This window comes from Pseudonocardia kujensis, assembly GCF_021283305.1.
Classification (GTDB): domain Bacteria; phylum Actinomycetota; class Actinomycetes; order Mycobacteriales; family Pseudonocardiaceae; genus Pseudonocardia; species Pseudonocardia kujensis.
The window spans coordinates 13865-39772 of record NZ_JAJSOK010000069.1 but is presented as its reverse complement, the minus strand read 5'-3'; the positions used below and the strand labels follow the sequence as shown (position 1 = coordinate 39772).

The following is a 25908-nucleotide window of genomic DNA, read 5'->3' as shown; positions in this document are numbered from 1 at the left end:
CCCCGGGCGTGCCGCGGCCGGGTCGCCGTGGAGCCAGGCGACCGGGCCGCGAGACGTGTCGACCGCGCGGTCAGCCGACCGGGGCCGTCGGGGCGGCGGCGCCGGGGAGGGCCGGCGCCGGGGGCACCGCAGGGGCGGGCACGGCGGCCGCGGGGTCGGGCACCGACGGGAGGGCCGGGTCCGGGACGGTGGGCACGGCCGGGTCGGTGGGCAGGCCCGGGTCGGCGGGAAGAGCGGGCACGGCCGGGGCGTCGACCGGCAGGGCCGGGTCGACCGGCACGGCGGCACCGGGGTCGGGGACCGGCGGGAGGGCCGGGTCGGGCACCGAGGGCACCGCGGGCACCGCGGGGTCGGCCGGGAGGGCCGGCACGGCGGGAGCGTCGACGGGCACGGCCGGGTCGACGGGCAGCGCGGCGGCCGGGTCCGGCACGGCGGGCGGGGCCGGCAGCGGCGGGACCTGCGCGGGGTCGGCCGTGGTGACCTCCTGCCGGGCGGCCGGGGCGGCGACATCCGCCGGGACCGCGGCGGCCGGATCGTCCGCCACCGGAGCCGCGGCCGCCACCGGGGCCGCGGCCGCATTCGCGTCGGCCGGGACGGGCACCGGCACCGGGACGAGGGCCGTCGGGTCGGGCGGGACCACTCCGCCGAGCAGGCCGGGGAGCAGCCCCTGCAGACCCTGCAGGACGCCGTTGAGCAGCGCGCCCACCGGCGTCTCGGGCACGGCCGGCACCACGGGCACCGCAGGCAGGGCCGGCGCGGTGACCGGCGGTACCTGGTCGGCGACGGGCGCGGCGGACGCCGTTCCCGCACCGAGGACGGCGACGCTGCCGCCGGTCGCCACCGCGACGAGCGAGAGCGCGATCTTCTTCCGCACGGCAAGGCCTCCTGATGATCACCCGGCGGGACGGGCGAATCATGCGAAGGAGGTGTTCGTCCTGACCAGACCCCCACCGTCGACGGGCTCGTAGCGCAGTCGCGCTCCGTGAGGCCCGTCGGGGAGGGTGACCGGTGTGGGCGACCCCGATCGGTGGGTCACTCGGCCGCTGACCCTCGGCCGGGCGACGACACGCCCGGCCGCGCACGTGCCGCCGTCACCCGGGGGCGTACGACTGCGATCACCCTCACCCGGACGGGACGAGCGTCACCGAACGTGGAGCGGAAGGCGGGAGAAGGTCACGCGGCGTGCTCGGCGGGGGCGCGCCGCGCGAGCCGGTCGAGGCGGCGCGTGGTCGGCCAGCGCACGGAGTGTGCCCACCCGAACACCTCGAAGATCCGGATGAGCCGGGCGGAGATGTCGATCTGGCCGGGCTTGGCGCCGTGCCGGGCGCAGGTGGGGTCGGCGTGGTGGAGGTTGTGCCACGACTCGCCGAAGGACAGCAGTGCCAGCCACCAGACGTTGGCGGACCGGTCGCGCGCGGCGAAGGGGCGGTCGCCCCAGATGTGGCACACCGAGTTGATCGACCAGGTGACGTGGTGCAGCAGCGCCACCCGCACGAGCCCGGCCCAGAACAACGCCGTGAGGGCGCCGCCGACCGACCAGGTGAGCAGCCCGCCGAGCAGCCCCGGCAGCAGCAGGCTGGTGAGGGCGAACCAGAGGAAGTTGTCGCCGACGCGCCGGAGGGCGGGGTCGGCGAGCAGGTCGGGGGCGAAGCGGCGGGCGTTGGTCTTGTCGCGGTCGAGCAGCCAGCCCATGTGCGCGTGCCAGAACCCCTTGACCAGGGCGCGTGGCCCCGTGCCGAAGAGCCACGGCGAGTGCGGGTCGCCCTCCTTGTCGGAGTAGGCGTGGTGCCGGCGGTGGTCGGCGACCCAGGACACCACGCTGCCCTGCAGCGCCAGCGAGCCCGCGGCGGCGAGCGCGATCCGCAGCCCGCGGCGCGCCTTGAACGCGCCGTGCGTGAAGTGCCGGTGGTAGCCGACCGTCACCCCCATCCCGCTGACCATGTAGAAGACGACGAAGAGCGCGACGTCGACCCAGCCGAGCCCCCAGCCCCACGCGACGGGGACGGCGGCGGCGACGGCCAGCAGCGGGACGATCATGAACGCGATGACGAGCACGTGCTCGAGGGTCGAGCGACGGCCTTCGGTGGCCGGCTCGGCGGCCTGGCTCTGCGGGCGGTCGGGGGCGAGGCTGGTCATTCGGTCGCCTTCACACGTCGAGGGGTCGGTCGGAGGAGGACCGGCTCCGGCCTGGTCGCGGCGGCGGCGGTCCGCCACGCGGGACGTGCTGTCGTGTCTTCCCTGCCGGCCCGTCACGACTGCGGCCGTAGGTCACGGTAGCGCAACGAACCGGACAAGGCCGGATAGCGGAGGTGCGCGACGCGCGCGGGGGATCTGCGTCCGGGGTCACGTCCGACCGTGGTAACGTTCGACGCGGTTGCAGTCGTGTCTTCCTCGATCGTTGAGACAGCGTGCGTGGAACGTGTGACAGCGGGTTCCGTGCGTGTGGTCGGGGACGTCTCCTCTCCCACCCGTCGGGTTCCGCGCAACCTCTGGCCGTCGACATGTCGGCCGGATCCGTTCAGTGTGTGGGAGAAAAAAGCTATGCCGCAGGGCACCGTCAAGTGGTTCAACGCCGAGAAGGGCTTCGGCTTCATCGCCACCGACGACAACGGGCCGGACGTCTTCGTCCACTACTCGGCCATCCAGAGCAACGGCTTCCGGACCCTCGAGGAGAACCAGCGCGTCTCCTTCGAGGCCAGCCAGGGCGCCAAGGGCCCGCAGGCCGACTCGGTGACCCCGCTCTGAGCGGCATCTGAGTCTTCCCGCTGCCGGCGATCCCCTCGGGGGTCGCCGGCAGCGGCGTGTCAGGAGGCCCTAGAGGCTCTTCAACCAGGCACAGGTGAGGGCCAGGCCCTCCTCGATCCCGCGCGGGGCGAGGCCCAGCGCGCGCATGCCGGCGTCGTCGACGTGGACCGGCGGGAACCCGCCGTAGACCTCCGAGCGCCGGGCGAAGGTCGACGCGTCGGGTCCGAGCACGGAGCCCGGCGGGAGCGTCCGGACCCGGTGCGGGGTGCCGAGCAGCTCGGCCGCCCGGTTCAGCACCCGGCCGAACGGCGCCACCTCCCCGCACAGCACGTACCGCCGCCCGGGCTCGCCCCGGTCCAGGGCGAGCAGCACGCCCTCCGCGGCGTCCTCCGCCAGCACCCAGCCGATCGGGGCGTCGACCACCTCGTCGATCTCCCCGCGCGAGAGGAACCGCAGCAGCCCGTTGTAGCTCTGCGGCCCGGCCGGGCTGGGCCCGTAGATGCTGACCGGCACGGCGATCGACGCGTCGATCCCCTCCGCGCCGAGCACGAGCGCGTCGGCCTCCGCCTTGGTCCGCGAGTAGGGGTCGGTGAGGACCGGCGGGCCCGTCGGTCGCTCGCCGACCAGCCCCGACGCGTCCATCACGGCCGCGCTGCTGCTCACGTGCACGAGCCGGCGGACCCCGGCCCGGCGCATCGCCTCGAGCACGGCCCGGGTCCCGTGGACGTTCGTGGCGCGGATCTCCTCGGGCGTGCCGCCGACGATCCCCGCGAGGTGCAGGACCGCGTCGACGTCCTTCAGCGCGGCGTCGAGCGAGCCGGGGTCGTCGAGCCGGCCGACGGCGGTCGGGACGCCCTCGGGCAGCAGGGCGGCGGCGCGGGCCGGGTCGCGCACCAGCGCGCGGACCGGCCGGCCGCGCCGGGCCAGGAGGGCGACGAGCGAGCTTCCCAGGAAGCCGGTGGCGCCGGTGACGAGCAGCATGTCCCCATCATCGCGGCACGGCCGTTCGCCGTTGGCCCGTGCGCCGATCGGTCGCAACCTCGGACGGAGTAGCCGCCGGTCCCCGGCCGGCGACCGGTCGGCCGCCGCCCACCGGTGGGTGACGGACCGGTCGTCGGTGGCCCGGGCCACTCATCTCTACGTCACGTGCGGTCACCGCGAGCGACCGGCTAACACGAACCCGGTGCCCGCCGATGGTGTTGCATGTGATGTGGGCGACGCCGGACGGGCGCGCCGGGTCACGGGTGATCGGTACGGAAAGAGGAGATGAGCCGGATGTCGTGGTGGGACAGCTACCGAGCCGTCTACGGCGCGGAGCTGCGGGCGGCCGCCGTGGAGTACGTCGAGCACGGGTGGCCGCTGGTGCCGGGCCCGGGCGCGGACGTCCTGCTCGACACGGGCACCGTGCTCGACGTGATCGAGGTCCCGGCCGAGCTCGGCCGGCAGGTGTGCGCCACGCTGCGTGACCGCGGGATGGTCGTCCCGGTCGCCGCGACGCCGCGCGACACGTGGTGGTTCCCCATGACCCCGAACCACCCGCTCCCAGCGGAGCTGTCCCTGCACACGGACGTCGTGCTCCACACGGACGGCATCGGCGTGCTCGCCCCGCCGACCGAACGGCCCGACGGCTGGGTCCAGTGGCGGGTGCGTCCCTCCTTCACCGGCTACGTGGTACCCGACGCCGCCGTGATCGTCGACGCGGTCCAGGCCGCCGTCCGGCAGCGCTCCGCCCCGGTGGACCGACCGGCGCCGGCCGTGCACGCCGGCCGCGCGGGCTGACCCGCTCCCCAGGACCCGGCCGGGTCCGGCGGACCACCGCCGGGCCCGGCCGTCCCCACCCGGGGCCGTCGCCCTCGGCGGCCCTTTCTCAGGTTCGCGGCCGCACGCCGTTCCGCCGACGGGCAGTATGAAGCGGTGAGTTCCGACCGTGCCCTCGCCACCGCGCCGTCGCGGCCGACCGGCAGCAGCATCCCGGCCGGGCTGGGCCTCGGCCCGGTCGCCGAGGCCCAGAAACGCCGTGACCTGCGGAAGATGAAGCTGGTCGCCACCGGGTTCCTGCTCGGCGCGACGGTCGTCTTCTTCGTCATGCGGTACCTGGAGCTGCACGGCCAGGCCTGGGCGGGCTACGTCCGCGCCGCCGCCGAGGCCGGCATGGTCGGTGCGCTGGCGGACTGGTTCGCGGTCACGGCCCTGTTCCGGAGGCCGCTCGGGCTGCCGATCCCGCACACGGCGATCATCCCGCGCAAGAAGGACACGATCGGCGACAGCCTCGGCGACTTCGTCGGCGAGAACTTCCTGTCCGAGGACGTGGTGCGGGAGAAGCTCGGCCGCGTCGAGGTGTCGCACCGGGTCGGCAGCTGGATCGGGCAGCCGCAGAACGCCGAGCGCATCACCGCCGAGCTGGCCACCGCGGCCCGCGGCCTGGTCACCGTGCTGCGCGACGACGTCGTCCAGGACCTGATCGAGCAGGTCCTGGTGCGCAAGCTGCTGGAGAAGGAGGTCGGGCCGCCGCTCGGCAAGATCCTCGAGGGGATCCTCGACGACGGGGCGCACCGCCACCTCGTCGACCTCGTGTGCGACCGCGCCTACGACTGGGTCACGGCCAACCAGGAGATGGTGCTGCGGGTCGTGCACGACCGCGCCCCGATGTGGACGCCGCGGTTCGTCGACGACATGGTGGCCGACAAGCTCTTCAACGAGGTCCAGGGCTACGCGTGGGCGGTCAAGACCGACCCGGAGCACCCGCTCCGGCACGCGATCGACCGCTTCCTCGCCGAGTTCGCGCGGGACCTGCAGAGCGACCCGCGGACGATCGCGCGGGCGGAGCAGGTCAAGCAGCAGATCGTCGACCACCCCGACGTGCAGAAGTTCATCGGGCAGGCGTGGGGCGTGGTCAAGGGCATGATCCTCGACGCCGCCGCGGACCCGTCGAGCGAGCTGCGGGGGCGGGTGCGCGACGGGCTCGTCTCGCTCGGCGCCCGGCTCTCCGACGACGCCGAGCTGCGGGCCCGCCTCGACGGCTGGCTCGCCGACGCCGCGGGCTACGTCGTGCGGCACTACCGGCGCGAGATCACGACGCTGATCACCGACACCGTGGCCCGGTGGGACGCGGAGGAGACCTCCCGCAAGATCGAGCTGCAGGTCGGCCGCGACCTCCAGTTCATCCGGATCAACGGCACGGTCGTCGGCGCGCTGGCCGGCCTGGTGATCTACACCGTCTCCCAGCTCGTCTTCTGACCGCGACGGGCCCCGGTCACAGCACGGCGCCGACGGCCAGGCCGAGACCCGCGGCGCCCAGGCCGGCCATGACCGAACCGACGGCGTTGCAGGCGGCCAGGAGCGGGCTGCCCTGCCGCGCGAGCTGGACGGTCTCGTAGCCGAACGTGGAGTAGGTGGTCAGGGCCCCGCAGAACCCGGTGCCGACCAGCGCGGTCACCGCAGGCGACGTGGTCGCCCCGGCCACCAGCCCCAGCACGAACGACCCCGCGACGTTGACCGTGAACGTGCCCCACGGGAAGCCGCTGGCGTGCCGCGACTGCACGAGCCGGTCGGTGAGGTAGCGGGCGGGAGCGCCGACGACCGCGCCGAGGATGACGAGCAGGGGGGTCATCGGCCGAGCCTCCGCATCGTCGCGGCGCCGAGCCAGGTGGCCGCCACGGCGGCGACCAGCGTGCCGGCCAGGTAGACCACGGCGAGGGCGAGGTGCCCGCCCAGCAGCAGGTGCTGGCTGTCGACCGAGAAGGTCGAGAAGGTGGTGAAGCCGCCGAGGATCCCCGTCGCGAGGAAGGGCCGCAGCAGGGGGTGCGCCTGCCGGAGCTCGGTCAGCGCCACCAGCAACGCCCCGATGGCCGCGCAGCCGACGACGTTGATGAGGAAGGTCCCGAGCGGGAACGCGCCCGGGAGCGTGGGCAGCCCCAGGCCCACGGCCCACCGCGCGATCGCGCCGACGGCCCCGCCGGCCGCCACCGCGAGCGTGGCGCGGCCCTGGCCGCGGAACGGCTCCATCACGGGTCTCGGGGGCGCCTCGACGACGTCCTCGCCGGCGGGAGGCAGCTCCTCGGTCACCGACCCACTCTAGTTCGCAGGCGCCCCGGATCGTGACGAGGCCCACGCCACCAGCGCAAGCACAGCGCTTGCAGGAGCTAGCGCGGGTGCGTACGGTCGATCGTGTTCCGGGGGAGGTGAGCGTATGTCGGAGGACAAGCCGTTGATCGACCAGGCCGTGGGCCAGGTCGGTCACGTCGTCGAGAAGACCGTGGACGACATCGGCTCCTACATCCGCGCCCAGCGGGAGGCCGCACAGGTCTCGCTGCGGCAGCTCGCCCGGACGGCCGGCGTCAGCAACCCGTACCTCAGCCAGATCGAGCGCGGGCTCCGCAAGCCGTCGGCCGAGATCCTGCAGCAGATCGCGAAGGGGCTGCGGATCTCCGCCGAGGCGCTCTACGTCAAGGCGGGGATCCTCGAGGAGCGGCCCGCCAGCGTCGTCACCGACGCGGTCCTCTCGGACGCCTCCCTCACGGAGCGTCAGAAGCAGGTTCTGCTCGACATCTACCAGTCCTTCCGGCGGGAGAACGACCTACCGGTCGATCCCGACGTCCCGACCGAACAGAGGAAGTGATCACCATGGCCGTGTCGCTGCCGACCGCCGCGGACGTCCGCAAGGTCCGCGAGCAGGCTGCCAAGTCCGCCGCCGAGCAGGCGGAGACCGTGAAGACCCCGCTGCTGGCCGTGCTGGGCGCCGGCGAGTACGCCTACTCCAGCCTCCTGGGCGCGTACAGCAACGCCAAGACCGCCGCCACCGCCCAGGCCGAGGCGGCCCAGAAGCTCGCCTCCGACCTCCCCGGCGAGATCGAGAGCCTGCGCGGGCGGCTCACCGCCGAGGAGCTGCGCAAGGTCGTCGAGGTGTGGCGTGCCCGTGCGGAGAAGACCTACGCCGACCTCGCCCGGCACGGTGCGGGCACCTGGACCGAGATCCGCAAGCAGCCGCAGGTCAAGCAGGCCTTCAGCCAGGTCGAGGAGCTCACCGGCAAGTTCGACGCCCGGGTCGACGCCCTCGTCGACGACGCGCACGACGCCGCGGAGAAGGCCCTCGCCACGCTGACCCGCCAGACCCGCTCGGCCGGCGAGAAGGTCGCCGTCCGCACCCGGAAGGCCGCCGACGAGGTCGCGGGGACCATCACCGAGGTCTCCGCGGACGCGTCGAAGGCCGTGGCCGAGGCAGGCCGGGACGCCGCGCAGGCCGTCGACGAGGCCGGTGACGAGGCCGCCGCCACCACGCGCAGCACCACGCGCCGTGCGGCGAACCAGACCGCGCCGAAGACCGAGCCCGCTCCGCGGACCGAGACCGCGCCGCGGAGCGAGACCCCGGCGGCGAAGGCGGCGACCCCGGCGAAGACCACGCCGAAGAACGCCACCCGCAAGCCGGCCACCCGGCGCACCGGCACGACCAGGTCCGACAGCTGACGCAGCTCGTGTCCCGACGGCCCCGGAGCACCCGCTCCGGGGCCGTCGGCCTCTGCAGGGACACCGCTCACGGTGTGCGGGTATGTCCTGATCCCGCCGTCGCACGTAGTCTGGCCCGGTGAACGTGTTCACCATGCTCGACCGCCTGGTGCTGTGCGTGATCGGCATCGTGGTCGCGGCGTGCTCGGGATACGCCTTCGTGCATGCCGTCCGCCAGCGTGCCGACGCCTTCCAGGCGGCCAGCAAGCTGACCAAGAACGCCTGGCTGGGCATCACCGGCGCGGCCGCGCTGTTCCTGCTGATCATCCCGGTCTTCGGGGTCATCTCCTCGCCCAGCCTGCTCGGTGTCGTCGCCTCGTTCCAGGGGTTGCGCAGCGAGCTCACCCTGTTCTGGCTGGCCGGCACGGTCGCGATGCTGGTCTACCTGGTCGACGTCAAGCCGGCCGTCGTCGCCGCCTCCCGGGGTGGCAACAGCTGGTGAGCGTGCTCGGCCGCCTGACCCCGCTCCCCGCCGCCGACCACCCCGAACTGCTCGCCGAACCCGTCGTCAAGGCGCTGTCGCAGCTGCCCGACGCGAGCGGCGTGCTGGTCGCGGAGATCGACCCGGACCTGGCCGACACCGCGGCCTTCTGCGAGGCCTACGCCTCCCCGCCCGAGTTCTCCGCCAACTGCGTGGTGGTCTCGGGCAAGCGCTCCGGCGAGGTCCGGTACGCCGCCTGCCTGGTCCTCGCGACCACCCGGGCGGACGTCAACGGCGTGGTCAAGCGTCGGCTCGACGTCCGCAAGGCGTCGTTCGCACCGATGGCCGAGGCCGTGGAGCTCACCGGCATGGAGTACGGCGGCATCACCCCGCTCGGGCTGCCCGAGGGCTGGCCGCTGCTGATCGCGCCGGAGGTCGCGGCGGCCGACGCCGTGGTCGTGGGCAGCGGGATCCGCGGCTCCAAGCTCGCCGTCCCCGGGGCCGTGCTCGCCGCGCTGCCCGGGGCCGAGGTCGTGGAGGACCTGGCCCGCCCGGTCTGACCCGCCGATCCGGCCTGCTCCGCGAGCGCGTTGTCCGCGCGGCGTCGACCGACGCGACCAGGCCGTCCGCGCCCGAACGTCCGCGTGGTCGCTCCTGATCTGCGCGGCGCGCCGGTAGACGCCTTCCGGCGTCGGACGGGGGTGGCGCCGGGCGGCGACGTCGAAGCTGAGTGGCCCCGGCTCAACGTTCCTGTGTTCGCTCCCGGAAGAATTACTTGAACGCTGGAATGAGGCTTGCGGTGTAAGCGTTGTGCCGGGCATGACACAGACGCTGAAGCTGCCGGTGCTTCCGCTGACCGACTCGGTGGTGCTGCCCGGCATGGTGGTGCCCGTCCGGCTCGACGCTCCGGAGGTTCAGGCGGCCGTCGACGTGGCGGACGCCTCGTCGAAGAAGGTCCTCGTCGTCCCCCGCCTCGACGGGAAGTACGCCGCGATCGGTGTGGTCGCGGTCCTGGAACAGATCGGCAGGCTCCCCAACGGGGACCGTGCCGCCGTGGTCCGCGGTGAGACGCGGGCCCGCATCGGCTCGGGCGTGACCGGCCCGGGTTCGGCCCTGTGGGTCGAGGCCGAGACGGTCGACGAGTCGCCCGTGACCGGCCGGACCCACGAGCTGGCCAAGGAGTACAAGGCCCTGGTCGTCGGGATCCTGCAGCAGCGCAACGCGTGGCAGGTGATCGACTCCGTCCAGCAGACGACGGACCCGGGGCAGCTGGCCGACCTGGCCGGCTGGGCGAGCTGGCTCGACAACTCCCACAAGCTGGAGCTGCTCGCCGAGACCGACGTGACCCGCCGGCTGGAGAAGCTCCTCGGATGGACGAAGGAGCACGTCGCCGAGCAGGAGGTCACCGAGAAGATCTCGAACGACGTCCGCGAGGGCATGGAGAAGCAGCAGCGCGAGTTCCTGCTGCGCCAGCAGCTCGCCGCGATCCGCAAGGAGCTCGGCGAGGGCGACCCCGAGGGCGAGGACGACTACCGCGCCCGCGTCGAGGCCGCCGACCTGCCCGAGCACGTCCGCAAGGCCGCGCTGACCGAGGTCGGCAAGCTGGAGCGGGCGTCGGACCAGAGCCCGGAGTCGGGCTGGATCCGCACCTGGCTCGACACGATCCTCGACATGCCGTGGAACGAGACCACCGTCGACACCGACGACCTGGTCGAGGCCCGGCGGATCCTGGACGCCGACCACGCCGGCCTCGACGACGTCAAGGAGCGGCTGGTCGAGTTCCTCGCCGTCCGCTCGCGGCGCAACCGCAAGGGCCTGGACACCGTCGGCGGCCGCGGCTCGGGTGCCGTGCTGGCGCTCGTCGGCCCGCCCGGCGTCGGCAAGACGTCGCTGGGTGAGTCCGTGGCCCGCGCGCTCGGCCGCACGTTCGTCCGCGTCGCCCTGGGCGGCGTGCGCGACGAGGCGGAGATCCGCGGTCACCGGCGCACCTACGTCGGCGCGCTGCCCGGCCGCATCGTCCGCGCGATCCGCGAGGCGGGCACGATGAACCCCGTCGTGCTGCTCGACGAGATCGACAAGGTCGGCAGCGACTACCGCGGCGACCCGTCCGCGGCCCTGCTCGAGGTGCTCGACCCGGCGCAGAACCACACGTTCCGCGACCACTACCTCGAAGTGGACCTGGACCTGTCGAACGTGCTGTTCCTCGCGACCGCGAACGTCGGCGAGGCCATTCCGGGCCCGCTGGCGGACCGCATGGAGGTCGTGACGCTCGACGGCTACACCGAGCAGGAGAAGATCGCGATCGCCCGCGACCACCTGCTGCCGCGGCAGGTCGAGAAGGCCGGCCTGGAGCCGACGGACGTCGAGTTCTCCGAGGTCGCGCTGGGCATGATCGCCGCCGAGTACACCCGCGAGGCGGGCGTGCGGCAGCTGGAGCGGGGCCTGGCGAAGGTCCTGCGGAAGGCCGCCGTCGGGCTCGACTCGGGGCAGGAGGCGCCGATCCACGTCGACGCCGACACCCTGGTCAAGTACCTGGGCCGGCCGAGGTTCACCCCGGAGTCGGCGGAGCGCACCTCCGTCCCGGGCGTGGCGACCGGCCTGGCGGTGACCGGCGCGGGCGGCGACGTCCTGTTCATCGAGGCCACGAAGATGGACGGCGACCCCGGCCTGACGATCACCGGCCAGCTCGGTGAGGTCATGACCGAGTCGGTGTCGATCGCCCTGTCCTACCTGCGCTCGCGCGGGCTGGCGGGGGACCTGGCGTCGAAGAAGCTGCACGTGCACGTGCCCGCGGGTGCGGTCCCGAAGGACGGCCCGTCGGCCGGCGTCACCATGACGACGGCGCTGGCGTCGCTCGCCTCGGGGCGCCCGGTGCGGTCGTCGGTCGGCATGACCGGCGAGGTCACGCTGCAGGGCAAGGTGCTCCCGATCGGCGGGGTCAAGCAGAAGCTGCTGGCCGCCCACCGGGCAGGCCTGACCGACGTGATCATCCCGAAGCGCAACGAGCCCGACCTCGACGACCTGCCGGAGTCGGTGCGCGGCGAGCTCCGGGTGCACCCGGTCGCCGACGTGAGCGAGGTCCTCGAGATCGCGCTCGAGCCGGTGGAGCAGCGCGTCGCCGCCTGATCCACGCAATTCCCGGACGGCGTCCCTTCTGACGGAGGGGCGCCGTTCGGCGTTCTCGGGGTAGTGGTGGCCTTCGTCACGGACTCCTTCTCGGTGCGAAGTTCGAGACCGGCACTTCCGGCGGGGTGTCGACGTGATCGTGGTCGGCTTCGGCAGTGCCGACGAGCACGCGGCCGCGATGGCGCCGTTGCGGGAGGCGCTCGCCCCGCTGTTCGAGGTGCGGACGCCCATCCCGTACGTCGGGCTCCAGCAGATGCTCGACGAGGCCGAGCCCTGGGGGATCCACGCCTACGCGAAGGGCCTGTACCTCGACGCGATGCCGGACGAGGTCGTCGACACGCTGGCCGAGCGCCCGGCGTTCGAGTGCGGGAAGTACGTACAGCGGCCCTGGTGAGCTGCCTCGCACACTCGACCCCCGATGCCGAGGAGGGGCGAGATGACGAGCACGGCCAGGTTCGACGTGGATGCCTTGCGAGCGCGGATCGAGGGCACGGCCCTGCTCCCGGGCGAGGCCGGGTACGACGACGCCCGAGCGCTCTGGAACGGCGAGATCGACCGTCGGCCCGCGCTGATCGTGCAGTGCCGCACCGCCGGCGACGTCGCGGCCGCCGTCGACCTGGCCCGGGAGGAGGGCCTGGAGCTCGCGGTCCGCGGCGGGGCGCACGGCGTCGCCGGTCGGGCGATCTGCGACGACGGCCTGACGATCGACCTGTCGCCGATGAAGTCGATCTCCGTGGACCCCACGCGGCGCCGCGCGGTCGTCCAGCCCGGGGCGTCCCTCGCCGAGCTCGACGCCGCGACGCAGGAGCACGGTCTGGCCGTGCCCGCCGGGACGGTCAGCCACACCGGCGTCGCCGGGCTGACCCTCGGCGGCGGCATGGGCTACCTGACCGGACTGCACGGGCTGACGATCGACAATTTGCTCCGCGCCGAGGTCGTGCTGGCCGACGGCAGCCTCGTCGCCGCCTCCGCCGACGAGCACCCGGACCTGTTCTGGGCGCTGCGGGGCGGCGGTGGGAACTTCGGCGTGGTCACCTCGTTCGAGTTCCGGCTGCACCCGGTCGGCCCGGAGGTGCAGTTCGCCCTGCTGTTCTGGCACCAGGACGCCGGCACGGCCCCGCTGCGGGCCTGCCGGGACGTCGTGGCCGACCTCCCGGACAAGGCCGGATGCCTCTTCGCGATCGGGCTCAACGCGCCGCCCGCGCCGTTCGTGCCGGAGGAACACCACTTCGCGCTCGGCAGCGCGCTGATCCTCGTGAGCTTCGGCTCCGCGGAGGAGCACGCGCAGATCCTCGAGCCCCTGCACCGGGACGCCCCACCGTTGTTCGAGCTCGTGACGCCGATGCCGTACGCGGGCGCCCAGCAGGCGATCGACGACTCGGCCCCCTGGGGCGGCTTCTACTACGAGAAGTCGCTCTACCTCGAGGAGCTGGGTGACGACGCGCTCGAGGTGCTCTACTCCCGGGCGCGCGCCAAGACCTCGCCGATGAGCTTCTCCTTCGCCTTCCCGTTGATCGGCGCGTACACCCGCGTGGCCGACGACGCCACGGCCTACGGCGGCCGCCGGCAGGTCCAGTACGTCGTCGACCTCGTCGCGGCGGCCACCGATGCGCGGACGCTGGCGGCCGACCGGCAGTGGGTGCGTGACACCGCCGAGATCGTCCGCCCCCTCGCCGGCACGGCGGGGGCGTACGTGAACTACTTCGACAGCGACGACGACGACCGCGTCCGGGCCACCTACGGTGCCGCGAAGTACGACCGCCTCGCCGGGATCAAGGGCCGCTACGACCCGGCGAACCTCTTCCGCGGCAACGTCAACATCAAGCCCGCCTGACGGAACGTCCTACCGGAAGACCACGGTCTTGTTGCCGTGCACCAGCACCCGGTCCTCGAGGTGCCAGCGCAGGCCCCGCGCGAGGACCAGGCGCTCGGCGTCCCGGCCGCGCCGGACCATGTCGGCGACCGTGTCGCCGTGGTCGACCCGGATGACGTCCTGCTCGATGATCGGGCCGGCGTCGAGGTCGGCCGTGGCGTAGTGGCAGGTGGCGCCGACCAGCTTCACGCCGCGGGCGTGCGCCTGGTGGTACGGGCGTGCGCCCGCGAAGGACGGCAGGAAGCTGTGGTGGATGTTGATCGCCCGGCCCGCCCACTCCTCGCACAGGTGCGCGGGCAGGATCTGCATGAACCGGGCGAGCACGATGGCGTCGGGCTCGTGGGCGTCGACGATCTGGCGGACCTTCTCGAACGACTCCACCTTGCCCTGCTCCCGCTTCGGGTCGCGCGGGCCGGGGAAGGGCACGTGGTGGAACGGGACGCCGTGCGCCTTGACCAGCGGCGCGAGGTCCTCGTGGTTGCCGACCACGGCGTCGAGCGTGACCGGGAGCTCGCGGGCGGCGACGCGACCGAGCAGGTCGTGCAGGCAGTGGGGCTCGCGGGTCACGAGCAGGACGGCGTGCTTGGGCACCCCGCTGTCCGTGACCCGCCAGGTGGCCTCGGGCCCGAACTCCTCGGCGATGGCGGCGAAGCGGGCGCGGAGCTCGTCGACGTCGAAGGGCACGGACGACGCCCGGACGGCCTGGCGGGTGAAGAACCAGCCCTCCTCCGCGTCGGCGTGGTAGGCGGCCTCGACGATCCAGGCACCCGTCTCGGCGAGGAAACCGGCGATCCGCGCGACGATGCCCGTGCGGTCGGGGCAGCTGAAGGTGATGACGTAGCGGCGGTCGGCTTCCGGTTGCACGACGACAAGGGTGCCATCGCGAACGTCACGTTCCGCGTGGGGTGCGCCACGACCGGACCGCGACGCACGATCGTTGCGTGACGACCCCTGACCGTGCCCGCACCCGGGCCGTCGCCGCGATGACCTTCGCGACCGGCGTGATCATCGCGAACAACTACTACGCGCAGCCGCTCGAGGCGGCGCTGTCCGCGCACTTCGCGGTGCCCTCGTCGGCGATCGGCGCGGTGCTGACCCTGATCCAGCTGTCCTACGCGTTGGGCCTGGCGACCCTCGTCCCCCTCGGTGACCTGCTCGAACGCCGTCGGCTCGTGGTCACGATGCTGTCGGTGACGGTCCTCGGGCTGGTGGTCGTGGCGCTGTCCCCGACGCTCCCGGTCCTCGCGGCCGCGGCCGGGTTCGTCGGCCTCACCACGGTCGCGGCGCAGATCCTCGTCCCCTTCTCGGCGTCGATCGCGCCCGAGGGCGAGCAGGGCCGCGTGGTGAGCACCGTCATGAGCGGGCTGCTGATCGGGATCCTCGTGTCGCGGGTCGTCGCCGGGCTGGTGGCGGAGGTCGTCGGCTGGCGCGGGGTGTTCGCGCTCGGTGCCGCGCTGACCGCGGTCGCGGTGCTCGCCCTGTGGCGGACCCTCCCGGTGGTCGCGCCGAGCACGTCGCTGCCGTACCCGCGGCTGCTGCTCTCGGTGGTCCGGCTGATCCGCGACGAGCCGGTGCTCCGGTTCCGAATGGCGCTCGGGGCGTCGGGCTACGCGTCGTTCGGGGCGCTGTGGACGAGCGTCGGGTTCCTGCTGGCCGCGCCGCCGTACCGGCTCTCGGAGGCGACGATCGGCCTGTTCGCGCTGTTCGGCGTGGCCGGGGCGGTCGCGGCGCGGTTCGCGGGCCGGCTCGCCGACCGCGGGCACTCCTTCGGCGCGACCGGGGCGTTCCTCGGGCTCGTGGCGCTGTCCTGGATCCCGCTCGGACTGGGCGCGTTCTCCCTGGTCGCGCTCGCGATCGGGTTGGTCGTGTTCGACCTGGGCGTGCAGGGCAGCCACATCAGCAACCAGAACACGATCTACGCGCTGCAGCCGCAGGCGCGCAGTCGGCTCAACACGGCCTACATGACCAGCTACTTCCTCGGCGGTGCCGCGGGCAGCGGGCTGTCGTCGGCGCTGTACGCGACCCACGGCTGGGCCGGCGTGAGCATCGCCGGCGCGGCCTTCCCGACGGCCGGGTTCCTGCTCTGGCTGGTCGTGGCCGTCCGGCGGAGGCGCACCTCCGGGACGAACTCGAGGATCCGGCCGAGGTCCCGGAACCCGAGCGCCGCGTAGAGGTGCTCGGCCATCGGCGTGGCCTGCAGACTCGCGGTGCGGCGGCCGCGGTCCCGCGCCTCGTGCAGCAGGAGCGCGGTCACCGCGGTGCCGAACCCGCGCCGCCGCGCGGGGGCGAGCGTCCCGACGTTGTAGATCCCGCAGTCGTCGCCGTGGTCGTACGCCATCGCCGCTGCGACCGCCTCGGTCCCCAGCCGCGCGACCACGACGTGGAACGCGGCGTGGTCGGCCCCCGCCAGCAGGTCCGCCGGCACCTCGATCACGCGCAGGTACCCGGCCCAGTCCGGCGGGGCGAGGTCGAGCGCCGGGCGGGGCACGCGCAGGTCGTCGAGGGACAGGCCCATCGCCCGCGTGGTCTCGTCGAGGCCGTACCCGCGGCGCTCCAGGTCCGCCCGCATCGCCCGGTCGTCCTCGTGCACCCAGGCCGCGAACCGCGTGACGCCGGCGGCCGCGTAGACCTCCTCCATCGCGTCGAGTGCGGCGGTGCGCTCCGGGGAGCGGAGGCCTCCGACGAGGACCGCGTTGTTGTAGACGTCGCGCTCGGGCCCGCGGGGGAAGACCGCGGCGGCCGCGCCCGCGAGACGGTGCACGGCCGCCCCCGCGGCCCCGCGGGCGTACTCCTCCCACGCCGCGAGCAGGGTCGCCGTACCGCGGGCGTACAGGTCGACGCCGACCGGCGCGGTCACGACGGGTCCTCCCCGACGGCCCGGTCCAGCCACACCCGGTCGCGCAGCGGGATCCCGTCGACCTCCAGGCCCGCGGGGTAGCCCGCGGCCGGGGTGAACACGTCCCGCTCGATCGACCGCATCCGGAAGCCCTGGCGCTGGTAGAAGACCAGGTTGCGGACGTCGGCCGCGCCGGTCGCCACGCGGAGCGTCGCCGTGCCCTCGGCCGCGAGCGCGGCCAGTGCCGCCCGCACGAGGCGGCCGCCGATGCCACGGCCCCGCAGGTCCTCGCGGACCGCCATGTTCTTCAGCTCGGCCTCCCCGGGCTCCTCCGTCCGCACGAGCTGGAGGTGGCCGACCAGCTCGGTGCCGGCGCGGGCGACGAGGACCCGCCCGCACCGCAGGGAGGAGTCCAGCTCGGCCGCCGAGTCCTCGGCCAGCTCGAACAGCGGGCGCACCGCGTCGCGCTCGCCCTCGAACCACTCGACCACGGGTTCGGCGAGCTCGGGCTCGGTGCCGGGGCGCGGCACCAGCACGACCCGCCAGCCGTCCGGGTCCTCGACGGTCACGGCGCCGAGCGCGGTCCAGTACGGGTTCTCGGCGGTGACCGGGTGGTGCCCCCGCCCGGCCAGGCCGGCCGCGACCCGGTCCACGGCGGCGCGGTCGCCGAGGTAGAGCACGAGCAGGTTGTCGCGGGTCGGGGCCGGACCGGGGCTGCCGTCGTCGTGGTGGGTGAACTCGAGATGGTGCCCCGCGCCCGGCAGCCCGAGCAGCACGCCGCGGTAGCCCGCGTGCCCGGCGAACCGCCCGAGCTCCGGCAGCCCGAGCCCGTCGCGGTAGAAGGCCACGACCTCGTCGAGCCGGTCGGTGGGGCGTGCCACCCGGACCTGCCCGAGCGGGGGCACCGCGCTACGCGAGCTGGTCACGCGGGCAGCGTGCAGCGCGGGGGAGACCCGCGCAATCGAGTTCCGCCCGGCTCAGATCCGGGAGAGGGTGTACTCCGTCTCCATCTCCAGCAGGCGGTGGATCTGCTGGGCGACCGACTCCTCGATCTTCCCGCCGAGGATCGGGACCTTGACCGTGACGTCGACGTTCACGACCAGCTCGGAGCCCTCGCCCTTCGGCGCGAGCCGCATGGTGCCCTGCGCGCCCGCCGGCATCCCGGGCAGCTCGACGCCGACGGTCCCGTCGTAGCCGTCGCCGGAGCGGGTCCAGCTCTCGTCGCGCTCGATGGTGATGCCGCGCGACCCGACGAAGGACTTCACCACCCCGGGCAGGTCCTTCTCGTCGATGCCGTGCCGGATCCGGTACTTGCAGCCGTTCTCGTCGCCGGTGTACTCGAGGATCGCCGCGCCGGGGCCGCCCATCGTGGCGAGCCGGTCGCTGAGGATCTGGCGGTCGACCAGGGCGGCGTACACCCGGTCCACCGGGTGGGGGCTCGTGGCACGGAACTCCGTCGGGCGGGACACGGCCGGAGGCTACCCCGCCCGCTACCGTGGCGCCCTGTGCAGACCTCCCCCGCGCAGGACGAACAGGCCGGCCCGGTCCACGTCGGCGCGCCGCTCGCCCCGCTGACGACCCTGCGGCTCGGCGGTCCCGCCGCGCGGCTGGTCGAGGCGTCCGACGCCGGCACCGCCGTCGACGCGGTCCGCGCCGCCGACGAGTCCGGCGAGCCGTTGCTGCTGCTCGGCGGCGGGTCCAACGTCGTCGTGGCCGACGAGGGGTTCACGGGCACCGTCGTGCGGCTGACCGGCAGCGGGATCGCGCTCGAGCGCCGCCCGGACGGGTCGGTACTGCTCACCGCGGAGGCGGGCGAGAACTGGGACGCGGTCGTCGCCGCGACGGTCGCGGAGGGACTGGGCGGGCTGGAGTGCCTGTCCGGCATCCCCGGGCTGACCGGCGCCACCCCGGTGCAGAACGTCGGGGCGTACGGCGTGGAGGTCTCCGCGCTGCTCGTCGACGTCGACCTCTACGACCGGCGCACCCGGACGGTCCGCACGCACGTGCCGGCCGCCGACCTGGGGCTGGGCTACCGCACCAGCGTCCTCAAGAACACCGACGCCGCAGTGGTGCTGCGGGTGCGGTTCGCGCTGCCCGGCGGCGGGGCGAGCATGCCGATCGCCTACGCCGAGCTCGCCCGCACCCTGGGCGTCGACCCCGGCGCGACCGTGCCCGCCGAGGTGGCCCGCGAGGCCGTGCTGGAGCTGCGCCGCGGCAAGGGCATGGTGCTCGACGCCGCCGACCACGACACCTGGAGCGCCGGCTCCTTCTTCACCAACCCGATCGTCGACGACGCCGCGGTGCCGGACCCGGCGATGCCGCGCTGGCCGGCGGGCGAGGGCCGCACGAAGCTGCCCGCCGCGTGGCTGATCCAGCACGCCGGCTTCGCCCCCGGCCACGCGGGACCCGGCGGCCGGGTCGGGCTGTCGACGCGGCACGTCCTCGCCCTGACCAACCGCGGCGGCGGCCGCACCGGGGACCTGTTGGCGCTGGCCCGCGAGGTGCGGTCGGGGGTGCTCGACCGGTTCGGGATCGCGCTGCACCCGGAGCCGGTGCTCGTGGGCTGCACCCTGTGACCGACCGTGACGGTTCGCCGGGCGGAACGGCGTGCAACCGCGCCCGCGTCGGCGGTCGTCGCTGTGGGTGGTGACGCGTAACCTCGTCGACCGGACAATGCTCCCGAGGTTCTCGAGGCAACGTCCGCGGCCCCGTCGCGTCCCTGGTACGGGGCGGGGGAATCCGTACGGGGGAGGACGATGAGGCGGTTGCTGCTGGTCCTGGCCGTGATCGCGGTCGGGACCGTCGGTGTGGTGACGGCGGCGACGGCCGCCGGCCGCGGCGGGGACACGACGTCGGCGCTGCTGGCGCGGGCGGCCACGCTGGCGTACGAGCCGGCCGCGCAGGCCACCGGGATCAACCCGACGTCACCCGTCTCGGTGAGCGTGACGGGCGGCACGCTCGAGCAGGTCGCGCTGACCAACCCGCAGGGCGAGCCGGTGGCCGGCGCGCTCAACGCGGACCGCACCGTCTGGACCAGCAGCGAGCCGCTGGGCTACGACACCGAGTACGCCTGGTCCGGCACCGCGAAGGGGGAGGACGGCGTCGGTGTGCCGCTGGCCGGCGGCTTCCACACCGTCGTGCCCACGAAGCAGGTCCGCGGCGTGATCAACATCGCCGACGGCCGGACCGTCGGCATCGCCGCCCCGATCGAGATCCAGTTCAACAGCCACGTCGAGGACCGCGCGGCCGTCGAGCGGGCGCTGAGCGTGCAGACGTCGGTGCCGGTCGAGGGCGCCTGGGGCTGGCTGCCCGACGAGGCCGGCGGGTCCCGGGTGCACTGGCGGCCCAAGGAGTACTGGCCGGCCAACACGAAGGTCTCGGTCGCGGCGAAGCTCTACGGCGTCGACTACGGCGGGGGGCAGTTCGGCGCCGCGGACGTGACCAGCGACTTCCAGATCGGCCGCGCGCAGGTCGTCAAGGCCGACGCCCGGTCGTTCCGCATGGTGGTGATCCGGGACGGCAAGCAGGTCGCCAACTACCCCGCGAGCTACGGCCTGGCCGCGGACCCGGACCGCAACACCCGCTCCGGCGTCCACGTGGTGACCGAGAAGTTCACCGACAAGCGGATGGTCAGCCAGCAGTACGGCTACGACGTCGTGGAGAAGTGGGCCGTACGGATGAGCAACAACGGCGAGTTCATCCACGCCAACCCGGCCTCGGCGAACGCGCAGGGCTCGTCGAACGTCACCCACGGCTGCGTCAACCTCTCGTTGGAGAACGCGAAGGCCTACTACGACACCGCGCTCTACGGCGACCCGGTCGAGGTCACGGGCACCCCCGTGCAGCTCTCCGCCCGGGACGGCGACGTCTGGGACTGGACGCTGACCTGGGACCAGTGGCAGCGCCTCTCCGCGCTGTAGCGCCGCGGTTGGCACCCGGTCCGCTCGGGTAGGCAGGGGCCATGACCGATCCGTCCGTGAACGACACCGGGCACGCCACTGCCGCCGAGCGGGCCGGGACCCGCGCCGAGCCGCTGCCCGAGGAGGCCCGGGTCACCGACCCGGACGAGGACCGGTACGCCGAGGCCGAGGGGATCCTCCAGGACTCCGAGGAGCGCATCGCCGAGGCCGACGCCGGGCGCGCCCCCGGCGACGCGGCCCACGAGAACCGGCGTTCGGAGGACACCGTCTGAGCCGGGCCCGGGCGCTCAACCCTCGCGGTGGGCCCGGCTGGCGCTGGCCTGGGCACGCGGCATGAGCGTGATCTGGTCCAGGTTCACGTGGCTCGGCCGGGTCGCCGCGAAGGCGATCACGTCGGCCACGTCCTCCGCCGAGAGCGGGGTCAGACCGCGGTAGACGTTGTCCGCCTTCTCCCGGTCGCCCTCGAAGCGGACCAGGGAGAACTCCGTCTCCACCATGCCGGGGCAGATCTCGGTGAGGCGGATCGGCTGGCCGAGCAGCTCGCCGCGCAGCGTGCGGTGCAGCATCGCCTGGGCGTGCTTGGCGCCGGTGTAGCCCGCGCCGTTGTCGTACGGGGCGAGGGCCGCGATCGAGGTGACGGTGATGATGTGCCCGTCGCCGGAGGCCCGCAGCTTCGGCAGCAGGCCCTGGGTGAGCCGCAGGGTGCCGATCACGTTGGCCTCGAACATCCAGCGCCAGTCGTCCTCGTCGGCCTCCTCGACCGGCTCGAGGCCCTTGGCGCCGCCCGCGTTGTTGACCAGCAGCCGGCACTCCGGGACCGCCTCGACGAAGGCGGCGGCCGACGCCTTGTCCGTGACGTCGAGCCGCAGCGCCGTCCCGTCGACCTCCTTGGCGACGGCCTCCAGTCGGTCGACGCGGCGGGCGCCGAGCACGACGTGGAAGCCCGCCCCGGCGAGGGCGCGGGCGGTGGCGGCTCCGATGCCGGAGCTGGCCCCGGTGACGACGGCGGTGGGACGGTCGGTCATGCCGCGAGCCTAGTTCGCCGGCCGCGGCGGGGCCGCGCGCGCGGTAGGGCGGGGAGGGTTCAGCCGTCGAGCCCGCGCTGGGCGAGCCGGGAACCCCGCCGCGCCGCGGCGCGCTGCCAGCGGAAGATGCCGAACCCGATGCCGCCGAGCAGGGCACCGCTGACGCACGTGGTGAACCAGATGTCGAGCGGCCGACCGGCCACGAGGTGGGCGACGAACAGCCCCACCGCGCCGAGCAGCCACACCAGGGTGCCGATCGCCGTGACCAGCGTGACGTCGGCGGTGCTGCGTGGCAGGGGCGGCGGGTCGACCACGGGCCGAGCCTATCTCGCCCTGCGCGGGCAGCGCCCTGCGGCGAGGACCGTTCCCGCTGGTCGACGGCGCGGACCACGAACGGTGTCCGTGGGTGGCCCAGGATCGGCGGGGTCGGGTGCGGCCGCCTACCGTGTGCCCGTGCTCGAGCGCCTGTTCAAGCTCACGGAACGCAAGACGACGCCGTCCCGCGAGATGCGCGGCGGCCTCGTCACGTTCGTGACGATGTCCTACATCATCGTGCTGAACCCGCTGATCCTCGGCAGCGTGGCGCCCGGTGACCCGAGCGCGAAGGCCGACGTGCTCGGGAACATCCTGCCGATCGGGCAGGTCGCGGCCGTGACGGCGCTCGTCGCCGGCGTGATGACCATCCTGTTCGGGCTCGTGGCGAACCTGCCCTTCGCCATCGCCACCGGCCTCGGCATCAACACCCTGCTCGCGGTCACGATCGCGCCGTTGATGACCTGGCCGGAGGCCATGGGCCTGGTCGTGCTCGACGGCGTCGTGATCGTGGTCCTGGCCGTGACCGGCTTCCGGACCGCCGTGTTCAACGCCGTGCCGGCCGCGCTCAAGTCCGCCATCGCCGTCGGCATCGGCGCCTTCATCGCGCTGATCGGACTGGTCGACGCGGGCTTCGTCCGCCGGCTGCCCGACGCCGCGCACACGACCGTGCCGGTGGGACTGGGCATCAACGGCTCGATCGCGTCCTGGCCGACCTTCGTCTTCGTGGTCGGGCTGCTGATCACCGGCGTGCTGGTGGTGCGGGGCGTCCGGGCCGGCCTGCTGATCGGGGTGGTGGCCACGACCGTCATCGCGATCGTCGTCGAGGCGATCGCGCACGTCGGCTCGTCGGCCACCAACCCGAAGGGCTGGTCGCTGTCCGTGCCGACGCTGCCGAGCAGCATCGTCGGCTGGCCCGACCTGTCGCTGGTGGGCAACTTCTCCTTCGGCGCCTTCGGTCGGCTCGACGCGCTGACGGTCATCCTGCTGGTGTTCACACTGGTCCTGGCCAACTTCTTCGATGCGATGGGCACCATGACCGGGCTCGGCCAGCAGGCCGGGCTGACCGAGAAGGACGGGCAGCTGCCCAACATCGGCCGGGCCCTGGTGGTCGAAGGGGCGGGCGCGGTGGCCGGCGGCGTCGGCTCGTCGTCGTCGAACACGGTCTTCGTGGAGTCCGCCTCGGGCATCGCCGAGGGCGCCCGCACGGGCCTGGCCAACGTGCTCACCGGCGTGCTCTTCCTCGCGGCGATGTTCTTCACCCCGCTCTACTCCATCGTGCCGGTGGAGGCGGCGGCGCCGGCGCTGGTGGTCGTCGGGGCGCTGATGTTCCGGCAGGTGGCCGGCATCGAGCTGACCGACCTGCGTACCGCGCTGCCCGCCTTCCTGACGATCGTGATCATGCCGTTCACGTACTCGATCGCCAACGGCATCGGCGCCGGCTTCATCAGCTACGTCGTGCTGTCCGCGGCCACCGGCCGGGCACGCCAGGTGCACCCGCTGATGTGGGTCGTGGCGGTGGCCTTCGTGGGGTACTTCGCGGTCGGCCCGCTGCGTGAACTCTTCGGGTAGTTGTAGTAAACTAACTACATCGTGAGTGCTGTCGCCGAAACCCCGGTCCCCGCAGGTTCCGATGCAGGTTCGGACTCCGCGCACTCACCGCCCGGCGGCATGTTCGCCTCCCTGCGCGTACCCAACTACCGGCTCTTCATCTCGGGCCAGGTGGTGTCCAACGTGGGCACCTGGATGCAGCGGATCGCGCAGGACTGGCTCGTCCTCGACCTCACCCACGGCAGCGCCACCGCGCTCGGGGTCGCGGCGGCGCTGCAGTTCGCGCCCACGCTCGTGCTCTCCCTGTGGGGCGGGGTGCTGGCCGACCGGGTCGACAAACGGCTCGTGCTGGTCGGGGTGCAGCTCGCGATGGGGCTGTGCGCCGTCGCGCTCGGCTCGGTCGTGCTCACCGGCGTCGTCGCGCTGTGGCAGGTCTACCTGCTGTGCCTGCTGCTCGGCTGCTTCTCCGCGCTCGACGCGCCGATGCGGCAGGCCTTCGTGTCCGAGATGGTCGGACCGGGCCAGGTCGTCAACGCCGTCGCGCTCAACTCGCTGTGCTTCAACCTCGCCCGGATCGTCGGGCCCGCCGCGGCGGGCGTGCTGATCGTCGCGGTCGGCACGGGCTGGGTGTTCCTGATCAACGCCGTCAGCTTCGCCGCCGTGATCACGGGCCTGCTGCTGATGCGGCCGGAGAAGCTGTACCGCACCGAACGGGTGGCGCGGGCGCCCCACCAGCTCCGCGACGGGCTCGCGTACGTCCGCGGGCGGGCGGACCTCGTCGCCGTGATGGTGCTCGTGTTCCTGGTCTCGACCTTCGGCATCAACTTCTTCATGACGCTCGCACTGCTGGCCCGCAACGTCTTCGGCCGCGACGCCGAGGGCTACGGCCTGCTCACCACGCTGCTCGCGGTCGGGTCCGTGCTCGGCACCACCGCGGCCGCACGGCGCACCCGCAAGCCGCGGCTGCGGCTCGTGGCGGGGGCGGGCCTCGTGTTCGGCGCGCTGCTCGTGGTGGCCGGGCTGATGCCGACGTACGTGGCGGCCGGCATCGCCCTCGTGCCCGTCGGGTTCGCGGCGCTGATCTTCACCACCGCGGCGAACTCGTCCGTCCAGCTCTCGGTGGACCCGACCATGCGCGGGCGCGTCATGGGGCTCTACATGCTGCTCCTGCTGGGCGGGACGCCGTTGGGCGGGCCGCTGCTGGGCCTGCTGGCCGAGCACTTCGGCGGCCGTGCGCCGCTGGTCGTCGGCGGGATCGTGACCGTACTCTCGGTGGTCGCGGTCGGGCTCGTGCTGGCCCGCCGGTCCGGGTTCGGCGGGCTCCCCGGGCGCGTCCGGATCAAGGGATTGACGGCAGAAGCAAGGTAAGGCTAACCTGTATCTCGTCGCTTCGTGGTGGGAGCGGCGCGTCAGTTCGGGAAGGGCCAGGCCCTCCGGCTCCGGCCGGGGGGCCTGGTTCGTTCTCGGCCCCTACCGACGCCTCGTGAGCCCGACGCCGGCGAGGCAGAGCGCCCCGCCGAGCAGCGCGAGGGCCGGCGGTGCCTCGGCGAGCAGCACCGCCGACAGCGCGACCGTGATCGGCGGGACGAGGTAGGTGGTCACCCCGAGCCGGCCGGCGTCCATCCGGGCCAGGGCGAAGGCCCAGGTGCTGAAGGCGAGTGCGGTCGGGACGAGCCCGAGGTAGACGAGCCCGGCCGTCGCGCTCCAGGGCGCCGCCGCCAGGTCGTGACCGAGGGCGCCCGCGAAGGGCAGGCAGGCGACGGTGCCGATGGCGCAGGCCAGGAACGTCACCTGCAGGGCAGGCAGTCGGCGCAGCACCGGCTTCTGGGCCAGGACCCCGATCGCGTAGGTCACCGCGGCGACCACGCACAGCGCCGTGCCGAGCAGGTCCGACGGGTCGCCGCCGGCCGACGACGCGCCGATCACGACGGCGCCGGCGAAGGCCACCCCGGCCCCGATGAGCAGCCAGCGGGGGAAGCCCTCGTGCAGCAACACGCCCGCGAACAGGGCGATGAGGATCGGGCCGATGTTCACCAACATCGCGGTGGTGCCGGCGTCGACGCGCTGCTCCGCGGCGTTGAGCGCGACGTTGTAGACGGCGAACCAGGCCACGCCGCACAGCGCGAGCAGGGCCCACTCGCGACCGCTCGGCCGGACCCAGCGGCCCCGGGCGAGGAGGGCGCCGAGCGCCAGCGTGCCGACGGCGAGCCGGCCGAGGGCGAGCGCGCCCGGGTCATAGGCGCGGCCGACGAACCGGATCCCCACGAACGCGCTCGCCCAGGCCAGCACGGTCACGCAGACCGCGGCGAGGGCGCCCCGGCGCGGACCGGTGGGCGCGGTGGCCGGGGCGGCGGCCGGTGCCGCGGTCGCGGCGGTGGCGGTCGGTTCGGTCGTCGGGACGTCGGGTTCGGGCGCCGGGAGATCCCGGGCGGGTTCGCGCACGGCCTCGACGCTAAGCCCTCGTCCGGCGGGATCTCGCGCGGATTCCCGTCACGGGGGTTGCGGAGAAAGGGAAGGGTAGGCTAACTTCACTCACGTCGCTTCGTGGTGGGAGCGGCGCGTCAGTTCGGGAAACGAGTGGGCCCCGGCCGGATCGG

27 protein-coding genes and 1 pseudogene are annotated in these 25908 nt (G+C 73.8%); 16 read left to right on the top strand and 12 right to left on the bottom strand.

Annotated features, from left to right (window positions below; translation table 11 throughout):
* Positions 1 to 70 precede the first annotated feature (70 nt).
* Together LWC35_RS32075 and LWC35_RS32070 are read right to left on the bottom strand one after the other, a co-directional pair.
* Complete coding sequence (locus LWC35_RS32075) at positions 71 to 874, bottom strand: hypothetical protein (RefSeq protein ID WP_232874121.1); 804 nt, start codon at positions 872 to 874, stop codon at positions 71 to 73.
* Between the two features lie 299 nt (positions 875 to 1173).
* On the bottom strand, positions 1174 to 2136 hold the full coding sequence (locus LWC35_RS32070) for an acyl-CoA desaturase (protein ID WP_232874119.1): 963 nt from the start codon (positions 2134 to 2136) through the stop codon (positions 1174 to 1176).
* 405 nt (positions 2137 to 2541) lie between these two features.
* Here LWC35_RS32070 and LWC35_RS32065 point away from each other — a divergent pair, with 405 nt between their 5' ends.
* Complete coding sequence (locus LWC35_RS32065; RefSeq protein ID WP_037051431.1) at positions 2542 to 2745, top strand: cold-shock protein; 204 nt, start codon at positions 2542 to 2544, stop codon at positions 2743 to 2745.
* Between the two features lie 69 nt (positions 2746 to 2814).
* On the opposite strand, the gene LWC35_RS32060 is transcribed toward LWC35_RS32065, so the two are convergent.
* Positions 2815 to 3726 (bottom strand): NAD-dependent epimerase/dehydratase family protein, encoded by a 912-nt coding sequence (locus tag LWC35_RS32060; RefSeq protein WP_232874117.1) that lies wholly within the window; start codon positions 3724 to 3726, stop codon positions 2815 to 2817.
* Between the two features lie 285 nt (positions 3727 to 4011).
* Here LWC35_RS32060 and LWC35_RS32055 point away from each other — a divergent pair, with 285 nt between their 5' ends.
* Together LWC35_RS32055 and LWC35_RS32050 are read left to right on the top strand one after the other, a co-directional pair.
* Positions 4012 to 4524, top strand: a complete 513-nt coding sequence (locus LWC35_RS32055) for a hypothetical protein (RefSeq protein ID WP_232874115.1) — start codon at positions 4012 to 4014, stop codon at positions 4522 to 4524.
* 252 nt (positions 4525 to 4776) lie between these two features.
* Positions 4777 to 5982, top strand: a complete 1206-nt coding sequence (locus LWC35_RS32050) for a DUF445 domain-containing protein (RefSeq protein WP_232874129.1) — start codon at positions 4777 to 4779, stop codon at positions 5980 to 5982.
* Positions 5983 to 5998: 16 nt separating this feature from the next.
* Here the strand turns inward: LWC35_RS32050 and crcB (LWC35_RS32045) are convergent, their stop codons facing one another.
* Entirely contained in the window at positions 5999 to 6355 is a 357-nt protein-coding gene (gene crcB, locus LWC35_RS32045) for a fluoride efflux transporter CrcB (protein ID WP_232874113.1), read from the bottom strand.
* Positions 6352 to 6810: a fluoride efflux transporter CrcB gene (gene crcB, locus LWC35_RS32040; protein ID WP_232874111.1), complete on the bottom strand. Its 459-nt coding sequence runs from the start codon at positions 6808 to 6810 to the stop codon at positions 6352 to 6354. The genes crcB (LWC35_RS32045) and crcB (LWC35_RS32040) overlap by 4 nt, the downstream gene beginning before the upstream one ends.
* 124 nt (positions 6811 to 6934) lie before the next feature.
* Here crcB (LWC35_RS32040) and LWC35_RS32035 point away from each other — a divergent pair, with 124 nt between their 5' ends.
* The 7 genes from LWC35_RS32035 to LWC35_RS32005 all read left to right on the top strand — a co-directional run bounded on the left by LWC35_RS32035 (position 6935) and on the right by LWC35_RS32005 (position 13628).
* The gene (locus tag LWC35_RS32035) at positions 6935 to 7363 is read left to right on the top strand and encodes a helix-turn-helix domain-containing protein (protein ID WP_232874109.1); all 429 of its coding nucleotides are present in this window, start codon (positions 6935 to 6937) and stop codon (positions 7361 to 7363) included.
* Between the two features lie 5 nt (positions 7364 to 7368).
* Positions 7369 to 8208: a hypothetical protein gene (locus LWC35_RS32030; protein ID WP_232874108.1), complete on the top strand. Its 840-nt coding sequence runs from the start codon at positions 7369 to 7371 to the stop codon at positions 8206 to 8208.
* 133 nt (positions 8209 to 8341) lie between these two features.
* The gene (locus tag LWC35_RS32025; RefSeq protein ID WP_269805170.1) at positions 8342 to 8689 is read left to right on the top strand and encodes a DUF2516 family protein; all 348 of its coding nucleotides are present in this window, start codon (positions 8342 to 8344) and stop codon (positions 8687 to 8689) included.
* On the top strand, positions 8686 to 9228 hold the full coding sequence (locus LWC35_RS32020) for a YbaK/EbsC family protein (RefSeq protein ID WP_372463141.1): 543 nt from the start codon (positions 8686 to 8688) through the stop codon (positions 9226 to 9228). Before LWC35_RS32025 ends, LWC35_RS32020 begins: the two co-directional genes overlap by 4 nt.
* Positions 9229 to 9487: 259 nt before the next feature.
* Positions 9488 to 11794: an endopeptidase La gene (gene lon / locus LWC35_RS32015; RefSeq protein ID WP_232874104.1), complete on the top strand. Its 2307-nt coding sequence runs from the start codon at positions 9488 to 9490 to the stop codon at positions 11792 to 11794.
* A 133-nt stretch (positions 11795 to 11927) separates the two neighbouring features.
* The gene (locus tag LWC35_RS32010) at positions 11928 to 12188 is read left to right on the top strand and encodes a hypothetical protein (protein WP_232874103.1); all 261 of its coding nucleotides are present in this window, start codon (positions 11928 to 11930) and stop codon (positions 12186 to 12188) included.
* A gap of 42 nt (positions 12189 to 12230) precedes the next feature.
* Positions 12231 to 13628 carry an FAD-binding oxidoreductase gene (locus LWC35_RS32005; RefSeq protein ID WP_232874102.1) on the top strand — a complete coding sequence of 466 codons (1398 nt, stop codon included), beginning with the start codon at positions 12231 to 12233 and terminating at the stop codon, positions 13626 to 13628.
* A gap of 9 nt (positions 13629 to 13637) precedes the next feature.
* On the opposite strand, the gene purU is transcribed toward LWC35_RS32005, so the two are convergent.
* Complete coding sequence (gene purU, locus LWC35_RS32000) at positions 13638 to 14531, bottom strand: formyltetrahydrofolate deformylase (RefSeq protein ID WP_232874101.1); 894 nt, start codon at positions 14529 to 14531, stop codon at positions 13638 to 13640.
* Positions 14532 to 14608: 77 nt separating this feature from the next.
* Between purU and LWC35_RS31995 the strand changes: the two genes are divergently transcribed.
* Entirely contained in the window at positions 14609 to 15838 is a 1230-nt protein-coding gene (locus tag LWC35_RS31995; RefSeq protein ID WP_232874100.1) for an MFS transporter, read from the top strand.
* Between the two features lie 41 nt (positions 15839 to 15879).
* Here the strand turns inward: LWC35_RS31995 and LWC35_RS41125 are convergent.
* The 3 genes and pseudogenes from LWC35_RS41125 to LWC35_RS31985 all read right to left on the bottom strand — a co-directional run.
* Positions 15880 to 16182, bottom strand: a pseudogene (locus LWC35_RS41125) (GNAT family N-acetyltransferase); the annotation flags it as partial.
* Between the two features lie 338 nt (positions 16183 to 16520).
* On the bottom strand, positions 16521 to 17429 hold the full coding sequence (locus LWC35_RS40610; RefSeq protein WP_308194715.1) for a GNAT family N-acetyltransferase: 909 nt from the start codon (positions 17427 to 17429) through the stop codon (positions 16521 to 16523).
* Between the two features lie 51 nt (positions 17430 to 17480).
* A complete protein-coding gene (locus tag LWC35_RS31985; protein ID WP_232874099.1) occupies positions 17481 to 17972 on the bottom strand; it encodes a DUF2505 domain-containing protein in 492 nt (163 codons plus the stop codon).
* A gap of 36 nt (positions 17973 to 18008) precedes the next feature.
* Here LWC35_RS31985 and LWC35_RS31980 point away from each other — a divergent pair, with 36 nt between their 5' ends.
* From LWC35_RS31980 to LWC35_RS31970, 3 genes are all read left to right on the top strand, one after another.
* On the top strand, positions 18009 to 19079 hold the full coding sequence (locus LWC35_RS31980) for a UDP-N-acetylmuramate dehydrogenase (protein ID WP_232874097.1): 1071 nt from the start codon (positions 18009 to 18011) through the stop codon (positions 19077 to 19079).
* Between the two features lie 180 nt (positions 19080 to 19259).
* The gene (locus tag LWC35_RS31975) at positions 19260 to 20423 is read left to right on the top strand and encodes a L,D-transpeptidase (RefSeq protein ID WP_232874095.1); all 1164 of its coding nucleotides are present in this window, start codon (positions 19260 to 19262) and stop codon (positions 20421 to 20423) included.
* Between the two features lie 41 nt (positions 20424 to 20464).
* Positions 20465 to 20695 (top strand): hypothetical protein, encoded by a 231-nt coding sequence (locus LWC35_RS31970; protein ID WP_232874093.1) that lies wholly within the window; start codon positions 20465 to 20467, stop codon positions 20693 to 20695.
* 15 nt (positions 20696 to 20710) lie between these two features.
* Here the strand turns inward: LWC35_RS31970 and LWC35_RS31965 are convergent, their stop codons facing one another.
* Together LWC35_RS31965 and LWC35_RS31960 are read right to left on the bottom strand one after the other, a co-directional pair.
* Positions 20711 to 21448: an SDR family NAD(P)-dependent oxidoreductase gene (locus LWC35_RS31965; RefSeq protein WP_232874092.1), complete on the bottom strand. Its 738-nt coding sequence runs from the start codon at positions 21446 to 21448 to the stop codon at positions 20711 to 20713.
* 59 nt (positions 21449 to 21507) lie between these two features.
* A complete protein-coding gene (locus LWC35_RS31960) occupies positions 21508 to 21762 on the bottom strand; it encodes a DUF2530 domain-containing protein (protein WP_232874091.1) in 255 nt (84 codons plus the stop codon).
* Between the two features lie 193 nt (positions 21763 to 21955).
* Between LWC35_RS31960 and LWC35_RS31955 the strand changes: the two genes are divergently transcribed.
* Complete coding sequence (locus LWC35_RS31955) at positions 21956 to 23332, top strand: NCS2 family permease (RefSeq protein ID WP_232874125.1); 1377 nt, start codon at positions 21956 to 21958, stop codon at positions 23330 to 23332.
* Between the two features lie 99 nt (positions 23333 to 23431).
* On the top strand, positions 23432 to 24679 hold the full coding sequence (locus LWC35_RS31950; protein ID WP_232874089.1) for an MFS transporter: 1248 nt from the start codon (positions 23432 to 23434) through the stop codon (positions 24677 to 24679).
* Between the two features lie 102 nt (positions 24680 to 24781).
* On the opposite strand, the gene LWC35_RS31945 is transcribed toward LWC35_RS31950, so the two are convergent.
* Positions 24782 to 25753, bottom strand: a complete 972-nt coding sequence (locus tag LWC35_RS31945) for a DMT family transporter (RefSeq protein ID WP_308194714.1) — start codon at positions 25751 to 25753, stop codon at positions 24782 to 24784.
* Between the last annotated feature and the right edge of the window lie 155 nt (positions 25754 to 25908).

Bases quoted from the DNA above. Each gene is read 5' to 3' on its own strand.
- LWC35_RS32070 (WP_232874119.1), bottom strand. From the start codon at position 2,136: ATGACCAGCCTCGCCCCCGACCGCCCGCAGAGCCAGGCCGCCGAGCCG.
- LWC35_RS32065 (WP_037051431.1), top strand. From the start codon at position 2,542: ATGCCGCAGGGCACCGTCAAGTGGTTCAACGCCGAGAAGGGCTTCGGC.
- LWC35_RS32060 (WP_232874117.1), bottom strand. From the start codon at position 3,726: ATGCTGCTCGTCACCGGCGCCACCGGCTTCCTGGGAAGCTCGCTCGTC.
- LWC35_RS32055 (WP_232874115.1), top strand. From the start codon at position 4,012: ATGAGCCGGATGTCGTGGTGGGACAGCTACCGAGCCGTCTACGGCGCG.
- LWC35_RS32050 (WP_232874129.1), top strand. From the start codon at position 4,777: ATGAAGCTGGTCGCCACCGGGTTCCTGCTCGGCGCGACGGTCGTCTTC.
- crcB (WP_232874113.1), bottom strand. From the start codon at position 6,355: ATGACCCCCCTGCTCGTCATCCTCGGCGCGGTCGTCGGCGCTCCCGCC.
- LWC35_RS32035 (WP_232874109.1), top strand. From the start codon at position 6,935: ATGTCGGAGGACAAGCCGTTGATCGACCAGGCCGTGGGCCAGGTCGGT.
- LWC35_RS32030 (WP_232874108.1), top strand. From the start codon at position 7,369: ATGGCCGTGTCGCTGCCGACCGCCGCGGACGTCCGCAAGGTCCGCGAG.
- LWC35_RS32025 (WP_269805170.1), top strand. From the start codon at position 8,342: ATGCTCGACCGCCTGGTGCTGTGCGTGATCGGCATCGTGGTCGCGGCG.
- lon (WP_232874104.1), top strand. From the start codon at position 9,488: ATGACACAGACGCTGAAGCTGCCGGTGCTTCCGCTGACCGACTCGGTG.
- LWC35_RS32005 (WP_232874102.1), top strand. From the start codon at position 12,231: ATGACGAGCACGGCCAGGTTCGACGTGGATGCCTTGCGAGCGCGGATC.
- LWC35_RS31975 (WP_232874095.1), top strand. From the start codon at position 19,260: ATGAGGCGGTTGCTGCTGGTCCTGGCCGTGATCGCGGTCGGGACCGTC.
- LWC35_RS31970 (WP_232874093.1), top strand. From the start codon at position 20,465: ATGACCGATCCGTCCGTGAACGACACCGGGCACGCCACTGCCGCCGAG.
- LWC35_RS31965 (WP_232874092.1), bottom strand. From the start codon at position 21,448: ATGACCGACCGTCCCACCGCCGTCGTCACCGGGGCCAGCTCCGGCATC.
- LWC35_RS31955 (WP_232874125.1), top strand. From the start codon at position 21,956: ATGCGCGGCGGCCTCGTCACGTTCGTGACGATGTCCTACATCATCGTG.
- LWC35_RS31950 (WP_232874089.1), top strand. From the start codon at position 23,432: ATGTTCGCCTCCCTGCGCGTACCCAACTACCGGCTCTTCATCTCGGGC.